Annotated in this window: 21 protein-coding genes; 13 read left to right on the top strand and 8 right to left on the bottom strand. The window is 70.8% G+C overall.

Annotation, left to right across the window (positions count from 1 at the left end):
• Positions 1 to 38: 38 nt before the first annotated feature.
• The 5 genes from P5G59_RS17150 to P5G59_RS17130 are packed head-to-tail and all read left to right on the top strand — an operon-like array spanning position 39 to position 5,602.
• Positions 39 to 1,490, top strand: a complete 1,452-nt coding sequence (locus P5G59_RS17150) for an FUSC family protein (protein WP_301220231.1) — start codon at positions 39 to 41, stop codon at positions 1,488 to 1,490.
• Between the two features lie 52 nt (positions 1,491 to 1,542).
• Positions 1,543 to 1,998: a MarR family winged helix-turn-helix transcriptional regulator gene (locus P5G59_RS17145; RefSeq protein WP_301220230.1), complete on the top strand. Its 456-nt coding sequence runs from the start codon at positions 1,543 to 1,545 to the stop codon at positions 1,996 to 1,998.
• A 20-nt stretch (positions 1,999 to 2,018) separates the two neighbouring features.
• Positions 2,019 to 2,441 (top strand): organic hydroperoxide resistance protein, encoded by a 423-nt coding sequence (locus tag P5G59_RS17140; protein ID WP_301220229.1) that lies wholly within the window; start codon positions 2,019 to 2,021, stop codon positions 2,439 to 2,441.
• Between the two features lie 3 nt (positions 2,442 to 2,444).
• On the top strand, positions 2,445 to 3,422 hold the full coding sequence (locus tag P5G59_RS17135; RefSeq protein ID WP_301220228.1) for a zinc-binding dehydrogenase: 978 nt from the start codon (positions 2,445 to 2,447) through the stop codon (positions 3,420 to 3,422).
• Between the two features lie 41 nt (positions 3,423 to 3,463).
• Positions 3,464 to 5,602 (top strand): S9 family peptidase, encoded by a 2,139-nt coding sequence (locus P5G59_RS17130; protein WP_301220227.1) that lies wholly within the window; start codon positions 3,464 to 3,466, stop codon positions 5,600 to 5,602.
• A 6-nt stretch (positions 5,603 to 5,608) separates the two neighbouring features.
• On the opposite strand, the gene P5G59_RS17125 is transcribed toward P5G59_RS17130, so the two are convergent.
• A complete protein-coding gene (locus P5G59_RS17125) occupies positions 5,609 to 6,433 on the bottom strand; it encodes an aldo/keto reductase (RefSeq protein WP_301220226.1) in 825 nt (274 codons plus the stop codon).
• Between the two features lie 55 nt (positions 6,434 to 6,488).
• Here P5G59_RS17125 and P5G59_RS17120 point away from each other — a divergent pair, with 55 nt between their 5' ends.
• Both P5G59_RS17120 and P5G59_RS17115 read left to right on the top strand, forming a co-directional pair.
• A complete protein-coding gene (locus P5G59_RS17120) occupies positions 6,489 to 7,031 on the top strand; it encodes a type 1 glutamine amidotransferase domain-containing protein (RefSeq protein ID WP_301220225.1) in 543 nt (180 codons plus the stop codon).
• A 103-nt stretch (positions 7,032 to 7,134) separates the two neighbouring features.
• Complete coding sequence (locus tag P5G59_RS17115; RefSeq protein ID WP_301220224.1) at positions 7,135 to 7,416, top strand: Fe-S cluster assembly protein HesB; 282 nt, start codon at positions 7,135 to 7,137, stop codon at positions 7,414 to 7,416.
• 65 nt (positions 7,417 to 7,481) lie between these two features.
• On the opposite strand, the gene P5G59_RS17110 is transcribed toward P5G59_RS17115, so the two are convergent.
• A complete protein-coding gene (locus P5G59_RS17110) occupies positions 7,482 to 7,886 on the bottom strand; it encodes a hypothetical protein (RefSeq protein ID WP_301220223.1) in 405 nt (134 codons plus the stop codon).
• A gap of 154 nt (positions 7,887 to 8,040) precedes the next feature.
• Here P5G59_RS17110 and P5G59_RS17105 point away from each other — a divergent pair, with 154 nt between their 5' ends.
• Together P5G59_RS17105 and P5G59_RS17100 are read left to right on the top strand one after the other, a co-directional pair.
• Positions 8,041 to 9,189, top strand: coding sequence for a zinc-dependent alcohol dehydrogenase (locus P5G59_RS17105; RefSeq protein WP_301220222.1), 1,149 nt, complete (start codon positions 8,041 to 8,043; stop codon positions 9,187 to 9,189).
• Positions 9,190 to 9,203: 14 nt separating this feature from the next.
• Positions 9,204 to 9,770, top strand: a complete 567-nt coding sequence (locus tag P5G59_RS17100; RefSeq protein ID WP_301220221.1) for a hypothetical protein — start codon at positions 9,204 to 9,206, stop codon at positions 9,768 to 9,770.
• A 70-nt stretch (positions 9,771 to 9,840) separates the two neighbouring features.
• On the opposite strand, the gene P5G59_RS17095 is transcribed toward P5G59_RS17100, so the two are convergent.
• The 3 genes from P5G59_RS17095 to P5G59_RS17085 form a co-directional block, all read right to left on the bottom strand.
• Entirely contained in the window at positions 9,841 to 11,916 is a 2,076-nt protein-coding gene (locus tag P5G59_RS17095; protein WP_301220220.1) for an ABC transporter ATP-binding protein, read from the bottom strand.
• Position 11,917: 1 nt separating this feature from the next.
• Positions 11,918 to 13,651, bottom strand: coding sequence for an ABC transporter ATP-binding protein (locus tag P5G59_RS17090; RefSeq protein ID WP_301220219.1), 1,734 nt, complete (start codon positions 13,649 to 13,651; stop codon positions 11,918 to 11,920).
• A gap of 104 nt (positions 13,652 to 13,755) precedes the next feature.
• A complete protein-coding gene (locus P5G59_RS17085) occupies positions 13,756 to 14,313 on the bottom strand; it encodes a dihydrofolate reductase family protein (RefSeq protein ID WP_301220218.1) in 558 nt (185 codons plus the stop codon).
• A 317-nt stretch (positions 14,314 to 14,630) separates the two neighbouring features.
• Here P5G59_RS17085 and P5G59_RS20790 point away from each other — a divergent pair, with 317 nt between their 5' ends.
• Together P5G59_RS20790 and P5G59_RS17080 are read left to right on the top strand one after the other, a co-directional pair.
• A complete protein-coding gene (locus P5G59_RS20790; RefSeq protein ID WP_363324710.1) occupies positions 14,631 to 14,807 on the top strand; it encodes a hypothetical protein in 177 nt (58 codons plus the stop codon).
• Complete coding sequence (locus P5G59_RS17080; RefSeq protein ID WP_363324709.1) at positions 14,762 to 15,421, top strand: MBL fold metallo-hydrolase; 660 nt, start codon at positions 14,762 to 14,764, stop codon at positions 15,419 to 15,421. Before P5G59_RS20790 ends, P5G59_RS17080 begins: the two co-directional genes overlap by 46 nt.
• Before the next feature lie 25 nt (positions 15,422 to 15,446).
• Here the strand turns inward: P5G59_RS17080 and P5G59_RS17075 are convergent, their stop codons facing one another.
• Together P5G59_RS17075 and P5G59_RS17070 are read right to left on the bottom strand one after the other, a co-directional pair.
• Positions 15,447 to 17,078: a RecQ family ATP-dependent DNA helicase gene (locus P5G59_RS17075; protein ID WP_301220217.1), complete on the bottom strand. Its 1,632-nt coding sequence runs from the start codon at positions 17,076 to 17,078 to the stop codon at positions 15,447 to 15,449.
• Between the two features lie 23 nt (positions 17,079 to 17,101).
• Positions 17,102 to 17,617: a DUF2231 domain-containing protein gene (locus P5G59_RS17070; protein ID WP_301220216.1), complete on the bottom strand. Its 516-nt coding sequence runs from the start codon at positions 17,615 to 17,617 to the stop codon at positions 17,102 to 17,104.
• Positions 17,618 to 17,793: 176 nt separating this feature from the next.
• On the opposite strand from P5G59_RS17070, the gene P5G59_RS17065 reads away from it, so the two are divergent.
• Entirely contained in the window at positions 17,794 to 18,765 is a 972-nt protein-coding gene (locus tag P5G59_RS17065) for an SDR family NAD(P)-dependent oxidoreductase (protein WP_301220215.1), read from the top strand.
• Between the two features lie 18 nt (positions 18,766 to 18,783).
• On the opposite strand, the gene P5G59_RS17060 is transcribed toward P5G59_RS17065, so the two are convergent.
• On the bottom strand, positions 18,784 to 19,245 hold the full coding sequence (locus P5G59_RS17060; RefSeq protein ID WP_301220214.1) for an SRPBCC family protein: 462 nt from the start codon (positions 19,243 to 19,245) through the stop codon (positions 18,784 to 18,786).
• Between the two features lie 81 nt (positions 19,246 to 19,326).
• Here P5G59_RS17060 and P5G59_RS17055 point away from each other — a divergent pair, with 81 nt between their 5' ends.
• A complete protein-coding gene (locus P5G59_RS17055; protein WP_301220213.1) occupies positions 19,327 to 19,929 on the top strand; it encodes a TetR/AcrR family transcriptional regulator in 603 nt (200 codons plus the stop codon).
• The last annotated feature ends 29 nt before the right edge of the window (positions 19,930 to 19,958 follow it).

Raw genomic sequence — 19,958 nt, 5'->3', positions numbered from 1 at the left:
CGCGGCTGTGAACGATGGGACGGTGAGAGGATGACGCGGTGAGTGTGCGCATCGGGCTGGCCGCGCTGGTCGTCACCGCCGCGGCGGCGGGGGCCTGCGCGACGATGTGGTTCATCGGTCTCGCGGTCGGCGCGGGCGGCTCCGCCTGCGTGCTGGCGACGGTGGTGGCGCTGTCCCTCGGGCGCCGGACGTTCGCGACGAGGGCAGACTTCGCGCGCTCCGCCGCGCTCCTCCCGGTGATCGGCCTCGCGGCCGGTGCGGTCGGCTGGCTGCTCATGACTGTTCCCCCGCTCGGCGCGGCGCTCTTCGTGGCCGGGATGAGCATCCCGATCTGGATGCGCCGCTTCGGCCCGCGCGTCGCCCGCCTCGGCGCCTTGATCGCCCTCCCTCTGACCGCCGTGCTCGTCGCACCCGTGCCGGCCTCCCCCGGCGTCCCGGCCTGGCTGACGGCGGTCCTCGTGCTGATGGCCGGTGTGGTGGCGGCGCTCTGGGTCGCCGTCGCCCGCGAGCTGCTGCGGCTCATCCCGGGCGAGGCGCAGCTGCAGGAGGCCGCACCTCCGCCCGAGCCGCGACAGCAGGCCGCGCCGAAGCCGGGCACTCGCCGCCTGCCCGCCAGCACGCGGATGGCCATCCAGATGGCGGTCGCCCTGTCCTCGGCGTTCGTGGTCGGCTGGGCCGTGTTCCCCGACCACGTCGTGTGGGTCGTGCTGACGGCGTTCCTGGTCTGCTCCGGCAACCGCGGCCGCGCCGACGTGCTGCACAAGAGCGCTCTGAGGGTGCTCGGTGCGCTCGGCGGCACGATCGGCGCCGTCGCGATCGTCGCCGTGCTGCCCGACGCCTCCGGTCCCGGTGCGGTCGTCGCGATCTTCCTCGCGCTGTTCGCCGGCACCTGGCTGCGGACCGTGAGCTACGCGTACTGGGCGGTCGCGGTGACGCTCGCGCTGTCGCTGCTGCAGGAGCTGACCGGGGCGGCGACGATCGCCGGGGAGGCCGGGATGCTCGCCGAGCGGCTCGTCGCCATCGTCGTCGGCGCGGTGCTGGGCATCGCGGCGAGCTGGTTCGTGCTGCCGGTCAAGAGCGTCGACGTGCTGCGCAGGCGACTCGCCGACGTGCTCACGACCCTCGGCTCGGTGCTCTCGCCGGTCGACCCGGACGCGGCCCCCGGCGAGCGCGCACGCCGGATCGCGGCCTTCCGCGCCTCCGTCGCCCGCGTCGAGCAGCTCGCGCCCGCGCATCGCGCCGCTCGGGTGATCGCGGGCCGCCGGGTGCGTGCGATCGACTGCATCGAGGCGGCGGCTGCGCTCCCGGACGCGCTGGACGCCCGGCTCGCCGACCGCGCCTCCGGCACCGGGGCACGCGACGGCGAGCGCCTGCGCGGCGCCATCGCCACCGCGCGCCGCAGCCTCGCCGCCCCGCCGGACCTCGCCCGGGTGCACGACGCCTTCGGCACCCTCGCCGTCACGCTCCGCGGCGGCGACACCGCACCCTGACAGGCACCTGCATTAAATTGTGCACAACCTAATTGTGTGCAACCATATCCACATGCCCGTGACCGATGAGATGGTGTGCTTCTCCCTGTACGCCGCGACGCGCGCCACCACGCAGGCCTACCGCACGCTCCTGGAGCCGTGGGGCCTGACCTACCCGCAGTACCTCGTCCTCGTCACCCTGTGGGTGGAGGGCGAGCAGACCGTCGGGTCGCTCGGCGAGCACCTGCAGCTCGACTCCGGCACACTGTCGCCGCTGCTGCGCAGGATGGAGCAGGCGGGCCTGGTCACACGCAGGCGCCGCCCCGGCGACGAGCGCGTCGTGACCGTCGCCGTCGGCGAGCGCGGCCTGGAGCTGCGCCCGCAGCTGGCGCACATCCCGCAGCGCATCGCCGCGGGCACCGGCCTGCCCGACGAGAAGGCCGCAGCGGCCCTCATCGACACGCTGCACCGGCTGACCGAGACCATGCACGCCGCCGCGGCGCAGCAGCCGGTCGCCGCAACCGAATGAACCACCCACGAAAGGCAACGATGAACGCCCTCTACACCGCAGAAGCCCTCTCCACCGGAGCCGGGCGCGACGGCCGTGTCGCGACCAGCGACGGCACCTTCGCACTCGACCTCGCCGTGCCGAAGGAGATGGGCGGCTCGGGCGCCGGCACCAACCCGGAGCAGCTGTTCGCCGCCGGGTACGCCGCGTGCTTCCACTCCGCGCTGCAGGCGGTCGCCCGCGGCAAGAAGGTGAAGCTGGAGGACTCGTCCGTCGGCGGCCGCGTGCAGATCGGCCCGAACGGCGAGGGCGGCTACCAGCTCTCCGTGCTGCTCGAGGTCGTCCTGCCCGGGCTCGAGCACGAGCTGGCTCACGAGCTGGCGGATGCCGCTCACCTCGTCTGCCCCTACTCGAACGCCACCCGTGGCAACATCGACGTCACGATCACGGTCTCGGAGGACTGAGCGATGAAGGCACTGATCCACCACGCGTTCGGCGACCCGGCCGAGGTGCTGGCCGTCGAGGAGCGCCCGCTTCCCGAGCCCGGCCCCGGCGAGGTCCGCGTCCGGATGCTGCTCTCCCCCATCCACAACCACGACCTGTGGACGGTGCGCGGCACCTACGGCTTCAAGCCGGAACTGCCGGCGCAGGCCGGCACCGAGGCGCTCGGCGTCGTGGACGCGCTCGGCGAGGGCGTCGACCAGCTCGCCGTCGGCCAGCGCGTCGTCACCGGCGGCACCTTCGGTGTCTGGGCCGAGTACTTCGTCGCCCGCGCCGGCGCCCTCATCCCGGTGCCGGACGGGCTCCCCGACGAGGCGGCCGCCCAGCTCGTCTCGATGCCGTTCAGCGCGATCAGCTTGATCGACTCGCTCGGTCTGAGCGAGGGCGACTGGATGATCCAGAACGCCGCGAACGGAGCCGTCGGCCGCATGGTCGCCCAGCTCGGGTCCGCCCGCGGCCTCAACGTCGTCGGCCTGGTGCGCCGCGCCGCCGGCGTCGAGGAGCTGCGCGCTCAGGGCATCGAGCGCATCGTCGCGACCGACGACCCGGCGTGGCGCGACCGCGTGGCCGAGATCACCGGCGGTGCGCCGATCCGCGTGGGCGTCGACTCCGTCGGCGGGTCCGCCGCGGGCGACGTGCTCGGGACCCTCGCCGAGAACGGCACGCTCGTCGTCTTCGGGTCCATGGGGTCGCCGAAGCTGGAGCTCTCCGCCGGCGACGTCATCTTCAAACAGGCCACCGTCAAGGGGTTCTGGGGCAGCGTCGTCAGCCGCGAGATGCCGGCCGACCAGCGCGGCCGGCTCTTCCAGGAGCTGTTCGCCCGCATCCAGGACGGCACTCTGACCCTGCCCGTGGCGAGCACCCACGAGCTCGGCGACATCTCCGCCGCGGTCGCCGCCAGCGACACCCCCGGCCGCGTCGGCAAGGTGCTGCTGCGCCCGTGACCGCAGGCGGCGGGGTGGGCGTCGCCCGATAGCCTTGGGCTATGCTCACCCCGCCGGTCACGCCGAAGAAGCCCGTCGAACGCATCCACCACGGCGACGTCTACGTCGACGACTACGAGTGGCTGCGCGACAAGGACGACCAGGCCGTCATCGCGCATCTGCACGAGGAGAACGCCTACACGAACGCCCGCACCGAGCACCTCGCGGTGCTCCGTGAGCAGATCTTCGACGAGATCAAGGCCCGCACCCGCGAGACGGACATGAGCGTCCCGGTGCGCGAGGGCGACTGGTGGTACTACACCCGCACGGTCGAGGGGAAGCAGTACGGCATCCACTGCCGCGCGCCGATCGCCTCCGCCGACGACTGGGTGCCGCCGACCCTCGACGAGGAGGCCCAGCGCAACGGCCTCCCCGGCGAGCAGGTGCTCCTCGACGACAACGCTGAGGCGGAGGGGCACGACTTCTACGCGCTCGGCAGCTTCGACGTGAGCGCCGACGGCACGCGGCTGCTGTGGGCGGTCGACACCGAGGGCGACGAGCGGTACACGCTCCGCATCCGCTCGCTCGTCGACGACGGCGTCGAATTCCCCGACGAGATCGAGGGGACCTCCGGCGGCGCGCTGTTCGACCAGACCGGCGCCTACGTCTTCTACGCGACGGTCGACGACTCCTGGCGGCCGGACACGATCTGGCGGCACCGCGTCGGCGACGGCCCCGAAGTGGAGGACGTCCAGGTCTTCCACGAGCCGGACGAGCGGTACTGGATCGGCGTCGGCCTCACCCGCAGCCGCCGCTTCCTCGTCATCGAGGCCGGATCGAACATCACCAGCGAGGCCTGGCTGCTCCGCTCCGACGACCCGACCGGCGAGTTCTCGGTGGTCTGGCCGCGGAAGGAGGGCGTCGAGTACGACGTCGAGCACGCCGTCGTCGGCGGCCACGACCGCCTGCTGATCGTGCACAACGACGACGCCGTCAACTTCGAGCTGGTGAGCGTCTCGGCGGAGGACCCGCAGGGCCCGCGCAAGATCCTGCTCCCGCACGACCCGGCCGTACGGCTGGAGGGCGTGGATGCGTTCCGCGACTTCGTCAGCGTCGAGTACCGCCGCGACGGCATGACCCGCGTCGCGGTCGCCTGCGTGCCGGACCCGGCGAGCGACCGCCCCGCCGACGACACCCCGCACGAGCTGCACTTCGACGAGGAGCTCTTCACCGTCGGCGTCGGCGGCAATCCTGAGTGGACGCAGCCCTTCCTCCGCCTCGGCTACGGCAGCTTCGTGACGCCGTCGACCGTGTACGACTACGACGTGCGCACCGGCGAGCTGGCGCTCCGCAAGCAGCAGCCGGTGCTCGGCGGGTTCGACCCGTCGCTGTTCGAGCAGCGGCGGGAGTGGGCGACCGCGGCCGACGGCGCGCGCATCCCGATCTCGCTGGTGTACCGCCGCGACCTGGTCACGCCGGGCGAGCCCGCACCGCTCGTGCTCTACGGCTACGGGTCGTACGAGGCCAGCATGGACCCGTCGTTCGGCATCCCGCGCCTCAGCCTGCTCGACCGCGGCGTCGTGTTCGCGATCGCGCACGTGCGCGGCGGCGGGGAGCTCGGCCGGCTCTGGTACGAGAACGGCAAGAAGCTGCACAAGAAGAACACCTTCACCGACTTCGTCGCCGCGGCCAGGCACCTGGTCGACCGCGGGTGGACGGAGCCGTCGCGGATGGCCGCGCAGGGCGGCAGCGCCGGCGGTCTGCTGATGGGCGCGGTGGCGAATCTGGCGCCGCGCGACTTCGCCGGCATCCTCGCCGAGGTGCCGTTCGTGGATCCGCTCACCAGCATCCTGGACCCGTCCCTGCCGCTCACCGTGATCGAGTGGGACGAATGGGGCGACCCGCTGCACGACCCAGAGGTCTACGACTACATGAAGTCGTACTCGCCGCTGGAGAACGTGCACCGCACGCACTACCCGCGCATCCTCGCGATCACGAGCCTCAATGACACGCGCGTGCTGTACGTCGAGCCCGCGAAGTGGGTAGCGAAGCTGCGCGAGGTGGAGGCCGACGCTCTGCTCAAGATCGAGATGGCCGCGGGCCACGGCGGCGTCTCCGGACGCTACGCCGCCTGGCGCGAGCGCGCCTTCGCCCTCGCCTGGCTCCTCGACGTCGTCGGCGCCCACCCCTCCGGCGAGTAGCGCGCGTCAGCCGAGGTCGTCGGGGTCCTTGCCGGTGCGTTCGCCGGTTTCGAGGGCGGCTATCGCGGCGAGGTCGGCGGCGTCGAGGGTGAAGGTGAAGACGTCGGCGTTCGACCGGATGCGTTCGGGCGAGGTCGACTTCGGGATGACGACGTTGCCCAGCTGCAGCTGCCAGCGGATGACGACCTGCGCCGGGGTGACGCCGTGCTTCGCCGCGAGCGCGTCGAGCGTCGGATCGCCGAGCACGCGCCCGCGCGCCAGCGGCGACCAGGCCTCCGTCACGATCCCGTGCGCCGCGTCGTACGCCCGCACCTCCGCCTGCGGCAGCCACGGGTGCAGCTCCAGCTGGTTCACCGCGGGCACCGTCTCCGTCTCGCGCGCCAGCCGGTCCAGGTGGTGGGTGTGGAAGTTGGCGACCCCGATCGACCGCGCCCTCCCCTCGTCGCGCACCCGCTCCAGCGCGCGCCACGTCTCCACGTAGCGGTCGCTCTTGGGGGCCGGCCAGTGGATGAGGAAGAGGTCGATCGTGTCGAAGCCCAGCCGCTCCATGCTCGCGTCGAACGAGCGGAGGGTCGAGTCGTAGCCGTTCTCGGTCCACCAGACCTTGCTGGTGACGAACACCTCCGACCGGTCGAGCCCGCTCCGGCGGACGCCCTCCCCCACCCCGCGCTCGTTCTCGTAGAACGCCGCCGTGTCGATGTGCCGGTAGCCCGCGTCGAGCGCGGCCAGCACCGCATCCGCCGTCTCGGCCTCCGGGATCTTGTACACCCCGAAGCCCAGCTGCGGGATCGTGTTGCCATCGTTGAGAGTCAGCTGCGGGATGCTCGCCATGGGTTCATTCTGCCCCGCCGCGCGCGTACAGGTGGGGTGACGGAAGGAGAACGACATGGCATTGAACGACAAGACGATCGCGTTCCTGGTCGGCCCGGAGGGCATCGAGCAGGCGGAGCTGGTACAGCCCTGGCAGGCGGTGTCCGACGCGGGAGGCACTCCGAAGCTGGTCTCGAAGGAGTCCGGCGAGGTGCAGGCCTTCAACCACCTCACCCCGGCCGACACGTTCCCGGTGGATGTGACCCTCGACTCCGCGAGCGCCGACCAGTTCGACGCGCTCGTGCTGCCGGGCGGCGTCGCCAACGGGGACCAGGTGCGCACGTTCCCGGAGGCGGTCTCGCTGGTGAAGGCGTTCGCCGACGCGGGCAAGCCGATCGCGGTCATCTGCCACGGCGGCTGGGTGCTGATCGAGGCCGGTGTCGTCAGCGGTCGCACGCTGACCAGCTGGCCCAGCCTCCAGACCGACTACCGCAACGCGGGCGCCACGTGGGTCGACGAGGAAGTCGTGGTCGACGACGGACCGTTCACCCTGGTCTCGTCGCGCAAACCCGACGACCTGGAAGCCTTCGACCGCGAGCTGGTGAAGGCGTTCTCGTAGAGGACGATGGACGTTCCCTGGCAATGGCCTCCACACGGGTTGCGGCCACGGCGCACCCGCGGGAGCCTGGGTCACTCCTGGACCATCAAAGGAAGGAGAGCGCATGCTCACCCTCACCGAGAACGCCAGCACCATCGTCAAGACGCTGACGGACCAGTCGCCGGATGAGACGGCCGGTCTGCGGATCAGCAGCAGCAACCCCGACGCCACCGCCTTCGCGGCGGCGGTCACCCCGGAGCCCGAGGCATCGGACCAGGTGGTCGAGTCGGGCGGAGCCCGCATCTTCCTGGAGACCCAGGCAGCCGAGGTGCTCGACGACAAGGTCCTCGACGCACAGGTCGACGACCAGGGCGCCGTGAGCTTCGCGATCGGCGCGGTCGCCTGAGCGGACCCGCAACACGGGAAGGCCCGGAGCCCATCGGCTCCGGGCCTTCCGTCGTCTACAGGCTCCTAGGGCGCATCGGTCCGGCCGGCCGTGCCCGCGTCGGCGTCGCCGCTCCCGTCGTCCGGCACCGGGAGGGCGTCGGCGACGATCGGGTGCGGCGCCGTCCGGTCGTCCGGCAGCCCCCACAGCGCCTCGCCTTTGCCCGCGTCGAGCAGGAACTCGGCGGCCGTCGTCCAGAACGGCACGATCTTCATCGGAGGGATGTCCTCCTCGCCCGGGAAGTGCGCGGCGAAGTGCACCTCCGGTTCGCCGTTGATCGGGTCGGCGGCCGCGATCAGGCCGTAGTAGTTCTCGTCGTCCACGACGCGCCAGCGGCCCGTCCGCCCGTGTTCGGGCTCCAGCTGGACGGTGTACCCGCCGTACTTGAACTCGGGCCCCGGGGGCAGGGAGGCGCGCTCATCCTTGGTCATGCTCCTGTTCTACGGCCGGGCGATCCATCCGGCAACTCGTTCACTTGCCTAACGAAACGGTGTATGGGCACCCGCCTCCGGCGCTGTCAATGCCTCGACTCGAATCGGCCGGGGGCTTCGAGTGGGCAGCATCCACCACGACGAGAGGGGCAGCATGCTGGCGATGACGTACCGCGGTCCGTACAAGGTCCGCGCGGAGGAGAAGGACCGGCCGAAGATCGAGCATCCGGGCGACGCGATCGTGCGGGTCACGCTCGCCGCGATCTGCGGCTCGGACCTGCACCTGTACCACGGCATGATGCCGGACACCCGGATCGGCCACACGTTCGGGCACGAGTTCATCGGCGTGGTCGACGAGGTCGGGCCGGACGTCCGCAACCTGAAGGTGGGCGACCGCGTGATGGTGCCGTTCAACGTCTTCTGCGGCAGCTGCTACTTCTGCGTGCGCGGGCTGTACTCGAACTGCCACAACGTGAATCCGAACGCGACAGCGGTCGGCGGCATCTACGGCTACTCGCACACCACCGGCGGCTACGACGGCGGTCAGGCCGAGTACGTGCGCGTGCCGTTCGCCGACGTCGGCCCGACGGTCATCCCCGATTGGATGTCCGACGACGACGCGGTCCTGCTCACCGACGCGCTGCCCACGGGGTACTTCGGCGCCCAGCTGGGCGAGATCGTGGAGGGCGACACCGTCGTGGTGCTCGGCTCCGGTCCGGTCGGCCTGTTCGCCGCCAAGTCGGCTTGGCTGATGGGGGCGGGGAGGGTCATCGTCGTCGACCACCTCGACTACCGGCTGCAGAAGGCGCGCGAGTTCGCGCACGCCGAGACGTACAACTTCGTCGAAGTCGGGGACGTGGTGCTGAAGATCAAGCGCCTCACCGACGGCCTCGGCGCCGACGTCGTCATCGACGCGGTCGGGGCGGAGGCCGACGGCGCGGTGCTCCAGCACGTCACCTCGGCGAAGCTGAAGCTCCAGGGCGGCTCCCCCGTCGCCCTCAACTGGGCCATCGACTCGGTCCGCAAGGGCGGCACCATCTCGGTGATGGGTGCGTACGGTCCGCTGTTCAGCGCGGTGAAGTTCGGCGACGCGATGAACAAGGGTCTGCGGATCAATACCAATCAGTGCCCGGTGAAGCGGCAGTGGCCCCGGCTGTTCGAGCACATCCGGAACGGCTACCTCACCCCGAGCGAGATCGTGACGCACAGGATCCCGCTGGAGCACATCCAGGACGGGTACCACCTGTTCTCGAACAAGCTCGACGGCATCATCAAGCCGCTCGTCGTGCCGACCGCCGCGTAGGAGAGGAGAACGTCATGCCGTATGTCGCAAGCGACCACACGAAGAAGTACGACCCCGAGGCGCTGCGGGCGCGCATCCCGGGCTGGGGCGTCGACAGCGACCCGGCCGACCGGCCGTCGCACCCGCGCGAGCGGATCGATCCGGAGGCGACCGGTGCGCACTGGGAGTTCCCGCCGCTGCAGGAGCCGAGGGCCGGCCGTGAGCGGTCGATCGAGCACGAGATGCTGACACCGGTGTTCGGCACCGCGCAGCCGCTCCACGGGGTGTCCGGCGCGATCCGCCGCTTCGCCTACGACCGGTACAGCGAGGGCCGCACCGCGCACTGGATGCTGCTCGTGCTCGGCGACCGGGTGGATGCGGTGACCGAGCACGTGAAGTCGCTCGCCAGCCGTCGTCCGGACGACCCGATCACCGAGTCCGGCGTGCTGTCGGAGCTCGGGCACCACCCGATCTCGTCGCGCTTCGGCCAGCGCAGGGCCGACGTCAAGCACAGCTGGCTCGACCCGATCATCGTCGCCGGACCGTGGGTGCTCGCCGGCGTGATCGCCGTGCGCACCATCACGAAGATCGCCCGCCGCTGACCTCTGGATGACGCGACACGCCGCCCCGCCGGAGCGTTGGGCGGCGTGTCGTGTCAACCAGGTGGTGCGGTTACGGGGCGGCCACCTCTTCCTGCACCTCGGTGTCGCGCTCCTGCTCCTCCTCCGCGTCGTCGCCGCGGAACTGCGTCATGTAAAGGTCGTAGTAGGCGCCCCGGCGCTGCAGCAGCGTCTCGTGGTCGCCCTGCTCGACGATCCGCCCGCGCTCCATCACCAGGATGGTGTTCGCGTCGCGGATGGTGGACAGGCGGTGCGCGATCACGAACGACGTGCGGTCGGTCCGCAGGGCGGCCATGGCGTGCTGCACCAGCAGCTCGGTCCGGGTGTCGACCGACGACGTCGCCTCGTCGAGGATGAGCAGCGACGGGTTGGCGATGAACGCGCGCGCGATCGTGATCAGCTGCCGCTCGCCGGCGGAGACGTTGCCGCCCTCGGCGTCGATCACGGTGTCGTAGCCGTCCGGCAGCTGCCGCACGAAGCGGTCGACCATGGTCGCCTTGGCGGCCGCGATGACCTCGTCATCGGTGGCGTCGAGGCGGCCGTAGCGGATGTTCTCGCGGATGGTGCCGGAGAACAGCCAGGCGTCCTGCAGCACCATGCCGACCTGGCCGCGCAGCTCGGCGCGAGAGAGGTGCGTCGTGTCGATGCCGTCGAGGCGGATGGTGCCGCCGCTCAGCTCGTAGAACCGCATGATCAGATTCACCAACGTGGTCTTGCCCGCGCCCGTCGGCCCGACGATCGCGACCGTGCTGCCCGGCTGGACGCTCAACGAGAGGTCCTGGATCAGCTCGGTCTCCGGGTCGTACGAGAAGTCGACGTGGTCGAGCTCGACGCGGCCGTCGGCGCGCTCCGGCAGGTGCTCGGTGTCGGTGTCCGGCGTCTGCTCCTCGGAATCGAGGAACTCGAACGTCCGCTCCGCCGACGCGACGCCCGACTGCAGCATGTTCGCCATGCCGGCGATCTGCCCGATCGGCTGCGAGAACTCGCGCGAGTACTGGATGAACGCGGTCGCGTCGCCGATGGTCAGGCTTCCGCCCGCGACCTTGAGGCCGCCGACCACCGCGATCAGCACGTAGGACAGGTAGGAGACGAAGTTCATCGCCGGCATGATGCTGCCGGAGACGAACTGAGCGCCCACCTGCGACGCGTGCAGCTTGCCGTTGCGGTTGTCGAACTCCTCGAGCATGACCTCGTCGCGGCCGAAGGCGCGCACCAGGTCGAGGCCGGAGTACGACTCCTCGATGTGCCCGTTGAGGGCGCCCGTCGACGCCCATTGCGTCTTGAACAGCTTCTGCGACCGCGAGCCGATCACACCCGCGATCACACCGGACAGCGGGATGGAGATGAGCGCGATCAGCGCGAGCTGCCACGACACGATGAACATCATGATGCCGATGCCGATCACCATCAGGACCGACTGGATCAGCTGCGAGAACGCCTGCTGCAGCGCCGTCTGGATGTTGTCGACGTCGTTGGTCACGCGCGACATCAGGTCGCCGCGCTGCCTCGTGTCGAAGTAGCTGAGCGGGAGCCGGTTCAGCTTCGCCTCGACGTCTTTGCGCAGTCCGTAGACCACACGCATGACGAGCGCGTTCAGCAGGTAGCCCTGCCACCACTGCAGCAGCGACGCCACCAGGTAGAACGCCAGCACGATCATCAGCAGCTGGCCGAGCTTCGTGAAGTCGATGCCCTGGCCCGTCGTGACGCCGGAGCCGGCGATCACGTCGGCGAGCTGGTTCTGGCCGTTGGCCCGCAGCTGCTCGATCGCCTGCTCCACCGTCGTCCCCGGCGGGATCTGCGAGGAGATCACGCCCTGGAAGATGACGTTCGTCGCGTCGCCGAGGATCTTCGGCGCGATGACGACGAGCACGACCGACACGACCGTCAGCAGCGTGACCCACGCCATCCCGAGCCACTCCGGCTTGAGCAGGCCCATCAGGCGCTTGAAGGAGGGCCAGAAGTTCTCGGCCTTCTTCGCCGGGGCCCCGCCGAACATGTCGCCGTCTGCCTCGGTGGGCGTGAAGTCGTACTCCTCCTCGAGCTCGTCGAGGACGATGTCCTTGGCGGTCGGCTCCTGCCCCTTCTCAGGGCGGCCGCCGCGCTTCTTGCGTTCCGTGGTGCGTGCCATCTCAGGCCACCTCCAGGCTCAGCTGCGACTCGACGATCTGGCGGTACGTCTCGTTGGTCTCCAGCAGTTCGTCGTGGGTTCCGCGGCCGACGACGCGTCCGTCGTCCATCACGATGATCGTGTCGGCCTCACGGATCGTGGACACGCGCTGCGCGACCACGATCACGGCCGCATCGCCGGTGGAGTCGGCCAGCGCGCGTCTCAGCCGCGCGTCGGTCGCGACGTCGAGCGCCGAGAACGAGTCGTCGAAGAGGAACACCTTCGGGCGGGCGATGAGAGCCCGGGCGATGCAGAGGCGCTGCCGCTGACCGCCGGACACGTTGGTGCCGCCCTGCGAGATGCGCTCGTCGAGGCCGTGCTCCTTGGCGCGGACGAAGTCCTCCGCCTGGGCGACGCGCAGCGCCTCCCACAGCTCGTCGTCGGTCGCATCGGGCCGGCCGAAGCGGAGGTTCGACGCGATCGTGCCGGAGAAGAGGTACGGACGCTGCGGCACGAGCCCGAGCACGCCCGCGATCTGCTGCCGGCTGAGCCCGTCGACCCGCACGCCGCCGATCGAGACGTGCCCGCTCTGCGGCGTGAACAGGTTGGCGATCACCGATACGAGCGTGGTCTTGCCCGACCCGGTCGAGCCGACGATCGCCGTCACCTCGCCCGGCTCTGCCGTGAAGGAGACCCCGCTGAGCACGGGCTTCTCGGCGCCCGGGTAGCCGAACGTCACGTCGTCGACCTCGACCCGGCCGTCCGCCGGGACCGCCGATGCGCCCTCGCCCGCCTGCTTCGAGCTCGGGACCGCGCCGAGCACCTCCTGGATGCGCTCCGCGCAGACCATCGCCCGCGGGATCATCATGGCCATGAACACGCCCATCATGACCGCGACGAGGATCTGCAGCAGGTACTGCAGGAACGCGGTGAGCGCGCCGATCTGGATGTCGCCCGCGTCCACCCGGTGACCGCCGAACCAGAGCACCGCGACCGTGGCGACGTTGAGGATGAGCATGATGACCGGGAACATCAGCACGAACACGTTGCCGACCTTCACCGAGATGCGGGTCAGCGCGGCGTTCGCATCGTCGTAGCGCTTCGTCTCGAACTTCTCGCGGACGAACGCGCGGATCACCCGGATGCCGACGATCTGCTCCCGGATGACGCCGTTGACGCCGTCGATGCGCTCCTGCATGACACGGAACATCGGCAGCAGCAGCGACACCAGGATGCCGACGACGATGAACAGGACCGCGACCGACACCCAGATCAGCCACGACAGCCCGGCGTCGACGCGGACAGCGAAGATGATCCCGGCGATGCACATGATCGGCGTGGACACCATGAAGTTGAACGTCATCAGCAGCAGCATCTGCACCTGCTGGACGTCGTTGGTGTTGCGCGTGATCAGGGTCGGCATCCCCCAGCGGGCGAGGTCGAGAGACGGCAGCGCGTCCACCTTGCGGTAGAAGCTGCGCCGGATGTCCTTTCCGGCGGACATGGACGCGCGTGCGCCGAAGTAGGTCGCGGCCACCGCGGCGATCACCTGGACGAAGCAGACGATCAGCATCATGCCGCCGGTGCGCCAGATGAAGTCGGTGTCGCCCTTGATGACGCCCTTGTCGATGATCTCGGCGTTGAGGGTGGGCAGGTAGAGGGCGGCCATGGTCGCGATCAGTTGCAGGATCACGACCGCGGTCACCGAGCGCCAGTACGGGCGCACGAAGCGGAGCGAGAGACGAAGAAGAGTCACAGTGATTCCCGGGTGTGTGTGCTGTGTCGATGCAGTGCGATTGTGCAGGTCACCACCGACGCTAACGCCGATTGAGGTCGCGGAGCGGCCTCAATTCTGATTGGTCAGGCGCTGGCGTAGTGGAGGTGGAGCACGCCGTTGTCGTAGGCGTACTGGTGGCGCAGCCGCAGCTTCGCGGGCGCGGTGCCCTCGGGGAACAGGCGGGCGCCCGTCCCGCGGACCTCGGGGTAGACGAACAGGTGGAGCGCGCCGACCAGGCCGTCGGCGAGCAGCGCCCGCACGAGCGAGCCGGAGCCGCTGACGTAGACCCCGCCGCTGAACCCACCGGCGAACTCCCGGATGCGCTCGGCGTCGTACGCGCCGAGCGAGCGGGAGTTGTGCCACGTGCTCTCCGCTGCGGCGTCGTCGAGCGACGCGCTGACGACCGCCTTCGGGCTGTCGTTGAAGAACGGGGCTCCCGGGTCCTCCGCGGCGGTCCGCTGCGACCAGGCGGGCGCGAACATCTCGAACGTGCGCCGACCCAACAGGATGGCGTCCGACGCGCGCGTGATGCGCCCGATGTCGTCCCCCATCTCGGGATCGAAACCGTACGGCGCCGTCCAGCTCGGATCCTCGAACACGCCGTCGAGGGAGACGAACTCGTGCACAGCGATGGCACCCATCGGATTCCCCTTTCCCCCGGAACAGCATAGGGGCTGGGACCGGAAGGCGAAATGGTCCGCCCTGGACCGGAACACATGAAGAGGGGTGATGCGGCGTCCGAATTCCCGTACCCGTCCGCCGCATCACCCGGGAGGAACCGGGGCCCGTTCGCACCGGTCCTCCACCTAAGAGGACGGCGAAGGGGGCGGGATCGTGATGCGGGCCGGACGAGAACTTCTGCAGCGCGTTCGAGGCCCCTCCCGGATGCCGCACCCCGTCAACCCCTGCCCGCCCCGGCGACGCGCGCGTAGACACGGAGCAGACCGAGGGAGGACCCATGACCGCATCCATGACGCTCACCGGGGAGCGGGGGCGCGGCTCCCCGCGGCTGACGCCCGACGTCGTGCCGGGGGTGCACCGGCTCGAGCACGCTTTCACCAACTGTTATCTGCTCGTCGACGGGGCGTCATGGACGCTGGTGGATGCGGCGTTCCCCGCACCTGGGGCGCCCTGATCCGGGCGGCGCACGAGCTGGGGCTGCGTATGCGCGACCTGCAGAGCATCGTGCTCACGCACGGGCACTTCGACCATGTGGGTTTCGCCGAGCGTGCCGTCGAGGAGCTGGGCGTTCCCGTCTTCGTCCACGCCGGCGACCGGGAGCTCGCCGCGCACCCGTACCGCTACCGGCGGGAGCACACGCCGTTCGTCTACCCGCTGCTGTATCCGCGCTCGCTCGCGCCCGTGGTGGGAATGGTGCGCGCAGGGGCGCTCTCCGTGAAGGGCGTGACGGCGGTATCCGAACTGGCGGGGTCCGGGATGCTCGACCTGCCCGGACGTCCGGAGGTCGTGTTCACGCCGGGTCACACCTTCGGGCACTGCGGTCTGCTGCTCCGGGACCACGAGACACTGCTGAGCGGGGACGCGATCGTCACGCTGGACCCGTACAAGGGGATCCCGGGCGCCCAGATCGTCGCAGGTGCTGCCACAGCCGACTCGGCCCAGGCGCTCGCCTCCCTTGACGTCATCGCGGCGACCGGTGCCCGGGTGCTTCTCCCCGGGCACGGCGAGCCGTGGCTCGACGGCGCGGAGGCGGCGGTCGCCTCCGCCCGCGCGATCGGCCGCAGCTGACGTCCCGGGCCGGCCCGGGGCAACATCACGCGGCCGGGCCGAGCACCTCCAGCAGGCCGCCTTCCTTCACGGCGGCCAGCGACAGCACCTTGTAGCCCGCGGCGTCGAAGAACACCGTGAGCCGGTCGGCCTCCGTGTGCATCACGACTCCCGCTCCCCATGTCTCGTGCGTGACCCTCGCGGCGAGCGGGAAGTCCTCCTCGATGCCGGCGTCGTGCTCCTCCGCCCAGCGGTAGGCGCTGCCGGACGAGCACGTGTCGCAGTTCCCGCACGGCTCCGGCAGCTCCTCGCCGAAGTAGCCGAGCAGGAACTGCCTGCGGCACATTCCCGTCTCGGCATATTCCTGCATCAGCTGGGCCCGAGAGTGCTCGATGCGCTGCCGGGACTCGGCCTCCGCCACCGCGCGGCCTGCGGCATCCTGGGGCTTCAGGTCGACCGCGCGCAGGTCGTCGTCGGCTCCGGAGAGCACCCGCGCGTCGCGCAGCAGACCGAGCAGCCGGCCGAGGGAGCGGACGCTGATTCCCACCGCGTCCGAGAGCGCGGCGCGGTCGATGCCGGGCCGATGAGCGACCGCGGCGAACACCCCGGCGAGCTCGTCGGCGTCGGGGCCGCCTCCCGAGAAGAACTTCGTCAGGGCGAAGTCCTGCGGACGGTAGTGCAACGTCACCACCGCCGGCTCGCCGTCGCGGCCGGCGCGTCCCGCCTCCTGGTAGTAGCTGTCGAGGGAGTCGGTGACCGACGCGTGAACGACGAAGCGCACGTCGTGCTTGTCGATGCCCATGCCGAACGCGCTCGTCGCCGCGACGACCCTGGCGCGGTCGTCCATGAACCGTTCGTAGACGTCGTCCCGGTCGGCCCGCTTGAGGCCCGCGTGGTACGCGGCGGCCGGGATGCCGTGCCCGTTCAGCTCGTCGGCGTACAGCTCCGCATCCTTCCGCGTCGCCACGTAGACGAGCCCGGAGCCGTCGAGCTTCCGGACCTGCTCCACGACGGCGGTCCGCTTGTCCGAGTCCTCCTCGTGGCGCACCACCTCAAGCCGCAGGTTGGGCCGGTCGAACCCCGTCGCGAAGAGCCGCGCCCCGCGCAGGCCGAGCCGCTCGCCGATCTCGGCACGGACCGGCGGCGCTCCCGTGGCGGTCATCGCGACGACCGGCGGGTGGCCGAGCTCCTCGATGACGTCGCCCAGCACCAGGTAGTCGGGCCGGAAGTCGTGACCCCACGAGGAGACGCAGTGGGCCTCGTCCACCGCGAAGAGCGAGACGTGGATGCCGCGCAGCCGCTCCCGCACCTCCGGGTTCGCCAGCTGCTCCGGCGTGAGGAACGCGAATCCGGCCTCCCCGGACTCCAGGGCCTCCCAGTCCCGCTCCCGCTCCCGCTGGCCCGCCGACGAGTTGATGGCGACCGCCGGCCGCACACCCTTCGCCTCGGCGAGCGCGCGCACCTGGTCCTCCTGCAGCGAGATCAGGGGCGAGACGACGATGGTGACGCCGCCGAGGATCGTGCCGGCGACCTGGTACAGCGACGACTTGCCGTAGCCGGTGGGCATGACGGCGAGCACGTCGCCGCCGGCGAGCAGCACCTCCATCGCCTCGGCCAGGTGCGGGCGGAGCTCTTCCCAGCCGAACGATTCGCGGGCGACGTCGTGGATGCGCGACATGCGCCCACCGTATCCGCTCCGCGTCATCCGTTGTACGCGCGCCGCTGGTCCTGCTCGTCGGCGACCCGCACACCGTGACGGTAGGCGAGCTCGCCGCCGAGGAAGCCGGAGACGCCGACCACGAGGATGCCGACGAGTGCGAGGATGAAGCCCCCGACGCTGGGATGGTCGGGGTCCCCCGCCCGGACGATCGCACTGACGACGAACAGCACGACCGCGAGCGAGTTGAAGCCCAGGTGCCAGAGCGCCGTGCGCCGCACCTTCGTGCCGGCCGGGAGCTGGGAGAAGTCGAGCAGGCCGAAGACGGCGGCCACGACGGCGCCGATCACGCCGATGACGACTAGCCAGAGCGCGCCGGTGGCGAGAGCACCGGGCGCGGCGCCGAGCAGGGAGGCGATGTCGAAGACGACGGCCGCCGTCCAGGCGCCGATCGGGATGGTGACGATCGTGGCGTGGAACGGGTGGCCGTAGGGCCCGGCGATGGGCGAGCGCGGCCGCTTCGCGCGGCGGAAGCCGTGGTCGCTCTCGGTGGCGGACATGGGTGCTCCTCTCGTTCCTCCGCATGGTCGGCCCGCAGCTGCCCCGGGTCAGGCCCTTGGCGTCCGGCCCTGGAGCGCGTAGGGTCGCCGCGCTCGCGGACGGCGACCCGCACCGAGCCCATCCCCGCCTGTCAAGGCCTCCACCGAGTCCGGACGCACGGTTAGCGTGACCACCCATGAGCGCATCTCCCGTCGTCGTCATCACCGGAGCCTCCAGCGGCCTCGGCAGAGCAACCGCCCACGCGTTCGCCCGCCGCCGCGCGAGGCTCGTGCTGGTCGCACGGGGCGCGTCCGCACTCGAGGACGTGGTCGCCGAGTGCCGTGCGCTGGGCGCGCGAGACACGGTCGCCGTCGTCGGCGACACGACCGACCGGGCGACCACGGACCGGGCGGTGGACACGGCGCTCGCCCGCCACGGGCGCGTCGACGTCTGGGTCAACGACGCCGGGGTGACCGGCTACGGCCGGTTCTGGGAGCAGCCGCCTGCCGAGTTCGAGCGGGTGCTCGATGTCGACGTCCACGGTTACGCGAACGGGATGCGGAGCGCGCTGCGGGCGATGATCCCGCAGCGTTCCGGCGTGGTCGTCAACGTCGCCTCGATCCTCGGCGAGGTGCCGCAGCCGTATTCGGCGGCCTACTCGGCGTCGAAGGCGGCAGTGATCGCACTCGGCCGCTCGCTTCGGTCGGAGCTGTCGCTGGCGAAGTCGCCGGTGCACGTCGTGACCGTGCTGCCTCCCACGCTGGACACGCCGATCTTCCACCACGCGGGCAACCGCGTGGGACGCGAGATCAAGGCGCTGCCACCGGTGTACGCGCCGGAGAAGGCGGTGGACGAGATCCTCGCCGCGTGGCGGCACCCGCGGACCCCCGAGCGGACGGTCACCGCGGCCGGCCGAGCCCTCGTACGGCGGCACCGCCGGCGGCCGACGGCGGTGGAGGCGGCGATCGCCGGGCAGTCCCTCGTCGGCCAGTTCGGAACAGCGCCGGCGGCGGAGTCGACAGGCAATCTGTTCGCCGCGTCCGAGCGGCCGACATCGACGACCGGCGGCTGGCGCCGTCGCAGTCTGCCGCGCCGCCTGCTCACTGTCGCGGCGGCTGCCGCGGCGACGGTCGCTGTGGTGAGCGCCGTGCGCCGGGAGCGCGGCTGAGGCGAACGGTCTCCGCGCTCAGCTCGACGGCAGTCGCCGTGCCCGGTGGTAGGACTCCAGCACGGGCGGCATGCCCTCGGTGAGCATCTTCTTGCGCACGTTGCCGAGCAGCTTCGACATCGCGTAACCGCCGACGCCCGTGAAGCCGGTGTGGTGCCAGGTGAACCGCGTGCCCTCCGGCGTCTCCTCGAGGAGGTAGGTGACGTCGGTGACGTCGTCGGTGTCCTCGTCGCCCTTCCACGTGTAGTGCAACGAGTGAGGCGCGTCGACCGCTATCACCTCGCAGTACACCACCCCGGCCCAGCCCACGGTGGGCTTGCCCACGAAGCGGAACTTCGTGCCCGGGACGGGGGCGAACCCCTCCGGGCGCCCGCCCTGCCCGGTCGTGGTCCATTGCGCGACCAGCTCGGGGTCTGTCAGCACCGCCCACACCTCGTCGATCGGGTACGGGTAGTCGCGCACGATCGTGTATTCGGTCATCGTTGCCGCCTCTCTTCCAGTGATCCGCAGTCTACCTACCGGTAGGTAGATAGTCTACCGTGAGGTAGGTAAACTGGAGCGATGGGCGACAGGCAGGATGTCGGCGTGCGCGGCCGTGGTGCGCAGACCCGAGAGGCGGCCCAGCGGGTGGCGCTGCGCCTGTTCACCGAGCAGGGCTACGAGGCGACCTCGCTGCGGCAGATCGCCGACGAGCTCGGCATCAACAAGGCGTCGCTGTACTACTACTTCGACGGCAAGGAGGCGATCGTCCAGTCCCTCCTCGAGCAGCGCGGCGACGAGGCCGAGGAGTTGCTCGCCTGGGTCCGGGAGCAGCCGCGGTCGCCGCAGCTGCTGGCCGACGCGGTCCTCCGGTGGGTCGATTCCTTCACCGCGGAGAAGCTGCAGGGCATCCGGTTCCTCGCCGCGAACCCCCTCCTCATGGCAGGCCTGACCGCCGGCGACGAGCCCCGCGTCGGCACCGGCCTCTCCCGGCTCGCGGAAGACCTGAGCGAGCTGCTCCCCGAGCGCACCCCCGAGACCGTCGCGCTGCTCCGCATGGCCCTGCTGTCGATCAACGCCGCCGTGCAGGCCGCGGCCTCGACGGACCTGCCCGACGACGCCGTCATCGCCGCGGCGCGGCGCGCGGCGCGGGCCGTGACCGGCGACATCCTCTCGTCGTCGTGATCCGGCGCCCGCGAGGGGTTGCCTCCCGC

Source organism: Leifsonia virtsii (genome assembly GCF_030433675.1).
GTDB lineage: Bacteria > Actinomycetota > Actinomycetes > Actinomycetales > Microbacteriaceae > Leifsonia > Leifsonia virtsii.
Note: the sequence above shows the minus strand (reverse complement) of the source record. Positions and strands in the feature narration are given on the sequence as shown.

Excerpts from the sequence above, each read along its gene's own strand:
- P5G59_RS17080 (WP_363324709.1), top strand. The coding sequence starts at position 14,762 with ATGGACGCTGGTGGATGCGGCGTTCCCCGCACCTGGGGCGCCCTGATC.
- P5G59_RS17110 (WP_301220223.1), bottom strand. The coding sequence starts at position 7,886 with ATGACCAAGGATGAGCGCGCCTCCCTGCCCCCGGGGCCCGAGTTCAAG.
- P5G59_RS17130 (WP_301220227.1), top strand. The coding sequence starts at position 3,464 with ATGCTCACCCCGCCGGTCACGCCGAAGAAGCCCGTCGAACGCATCCAC.
- P5G59_RS17100 (WP_301220221.1), top strand. The coding sequence starts at position 9,204 with ATGCCGTATGTCGCAAGCGACCACACGAAGAAGTACGACCCCGAGGCG.
- P5G59_RS17055 (WP_301220213.1), top strand. The coding sequence starts at position 19,327 with ATGGGCGACAGGCAGGATGTCGGCGTGCGCGGCCGTGGTGCGCAGACC.
- P5G59_RS17140 (WP_301220229.1), top strand. The coding sequence starts at position 2,019 with ATGAACGCCCTCTACACCGCAGAAGCCCTCTCCACCGGAGCCGGGCGC.
- P5G59_RS17120 (WP_301220225.1), top strand. The coding sequence starts at position 6,489 with ATGGCATTGAACGACAAGACGATCGCGTTCCTGGTCGGCCCGGAGGGC.
- P5G59_RS20790 (WP_363324710.1), top strand. The coding sequence starts at position 14,631 with ATGACCGCATCCATGACGCTCACCGGGGAGCGGGGGCGCGGCTCCCCG.
- P5G59_RS17145 (WP_301220230.1), top strand. The coding sequence starts at position 1,543 with ATGCCCGTGACCGATGAGATGGTGTGCTTCTCCCTGTACGCCGCGACG.
- P5G59_RS17085 (WP_301220218.1), bottom strand. The coding sequence starts at position 14,313 with ATGGGTGCCATCGCTGTGCACGAGTTCGTCTCCCTCGACGGCGTGTTC.
- P5G59_RS17135 (WP_301220228.1), top strand. The coding sequence starts at position 2,445 with ATGAAGGCACTGATCCACCACGCGTTCGGCGACCCGGCCGAGGTGCTG.
- P5G59_RS17095 (WP_301220220.1), bottom strand. The coding sequence starts at position 11,916 with ATGGCACGCACCACGGAACGCAAGAAGCGCGGCGGCCGCCCTGAGAAG.
- P5G59_RS17125 (WP_301220226.1), bottom strand. The coding sequence starts at position 6,433 with ATGGCGAGCATCCCGCAGCTGACTCTCAACGATGGCAACACGATCCCG.
- P5G59_RS17115 (WP_301220224.1), top strand. The coding sequence starts at position 7,135 with ATGCTCACCCTCACCGAGAACGCCAGCACCATCGTCAAGACGCTGACG.
- P5G59_RS17105 (WP_301220222.1), top strand. The coding sequence starts at position 8,041 with ATGCTGGCGATGACGTACCGCGGTCCGTACAAGGTCCGCGCGGAGGAG.
- P5G59_RS17070 (WP_301220216.1), bottom strand. The coding sequence starts at position 17,617 with ATGTCCGCCACCGAGAGCGACCACGGCTTCCGCCGCGCGAAGCGGCCG.
- P5G59_RS17065 (WP_301220215.1), top strand. The coding sequence starts at position 17,794 with ATGAGCGCATCTCCCGTCGTCGTCATCACCGGAGCCTCCAGCGGCCTC.
- P5G59_RS17060 (WP_301220214.1), bottom strand. The coding sequence starts at position 19,245 with ATGACCGAATACACGATCGTGCGCGACTACCCGTACCCGATCGACGAG.
- P5G59_RS17075 (WP_301220217.1), bottom strand. The coding sequence starts at position 17,078 with ATGTCGCGCATCCACGACGTCGCCCGCGAATCGTTCGGCTGGGAAGAG.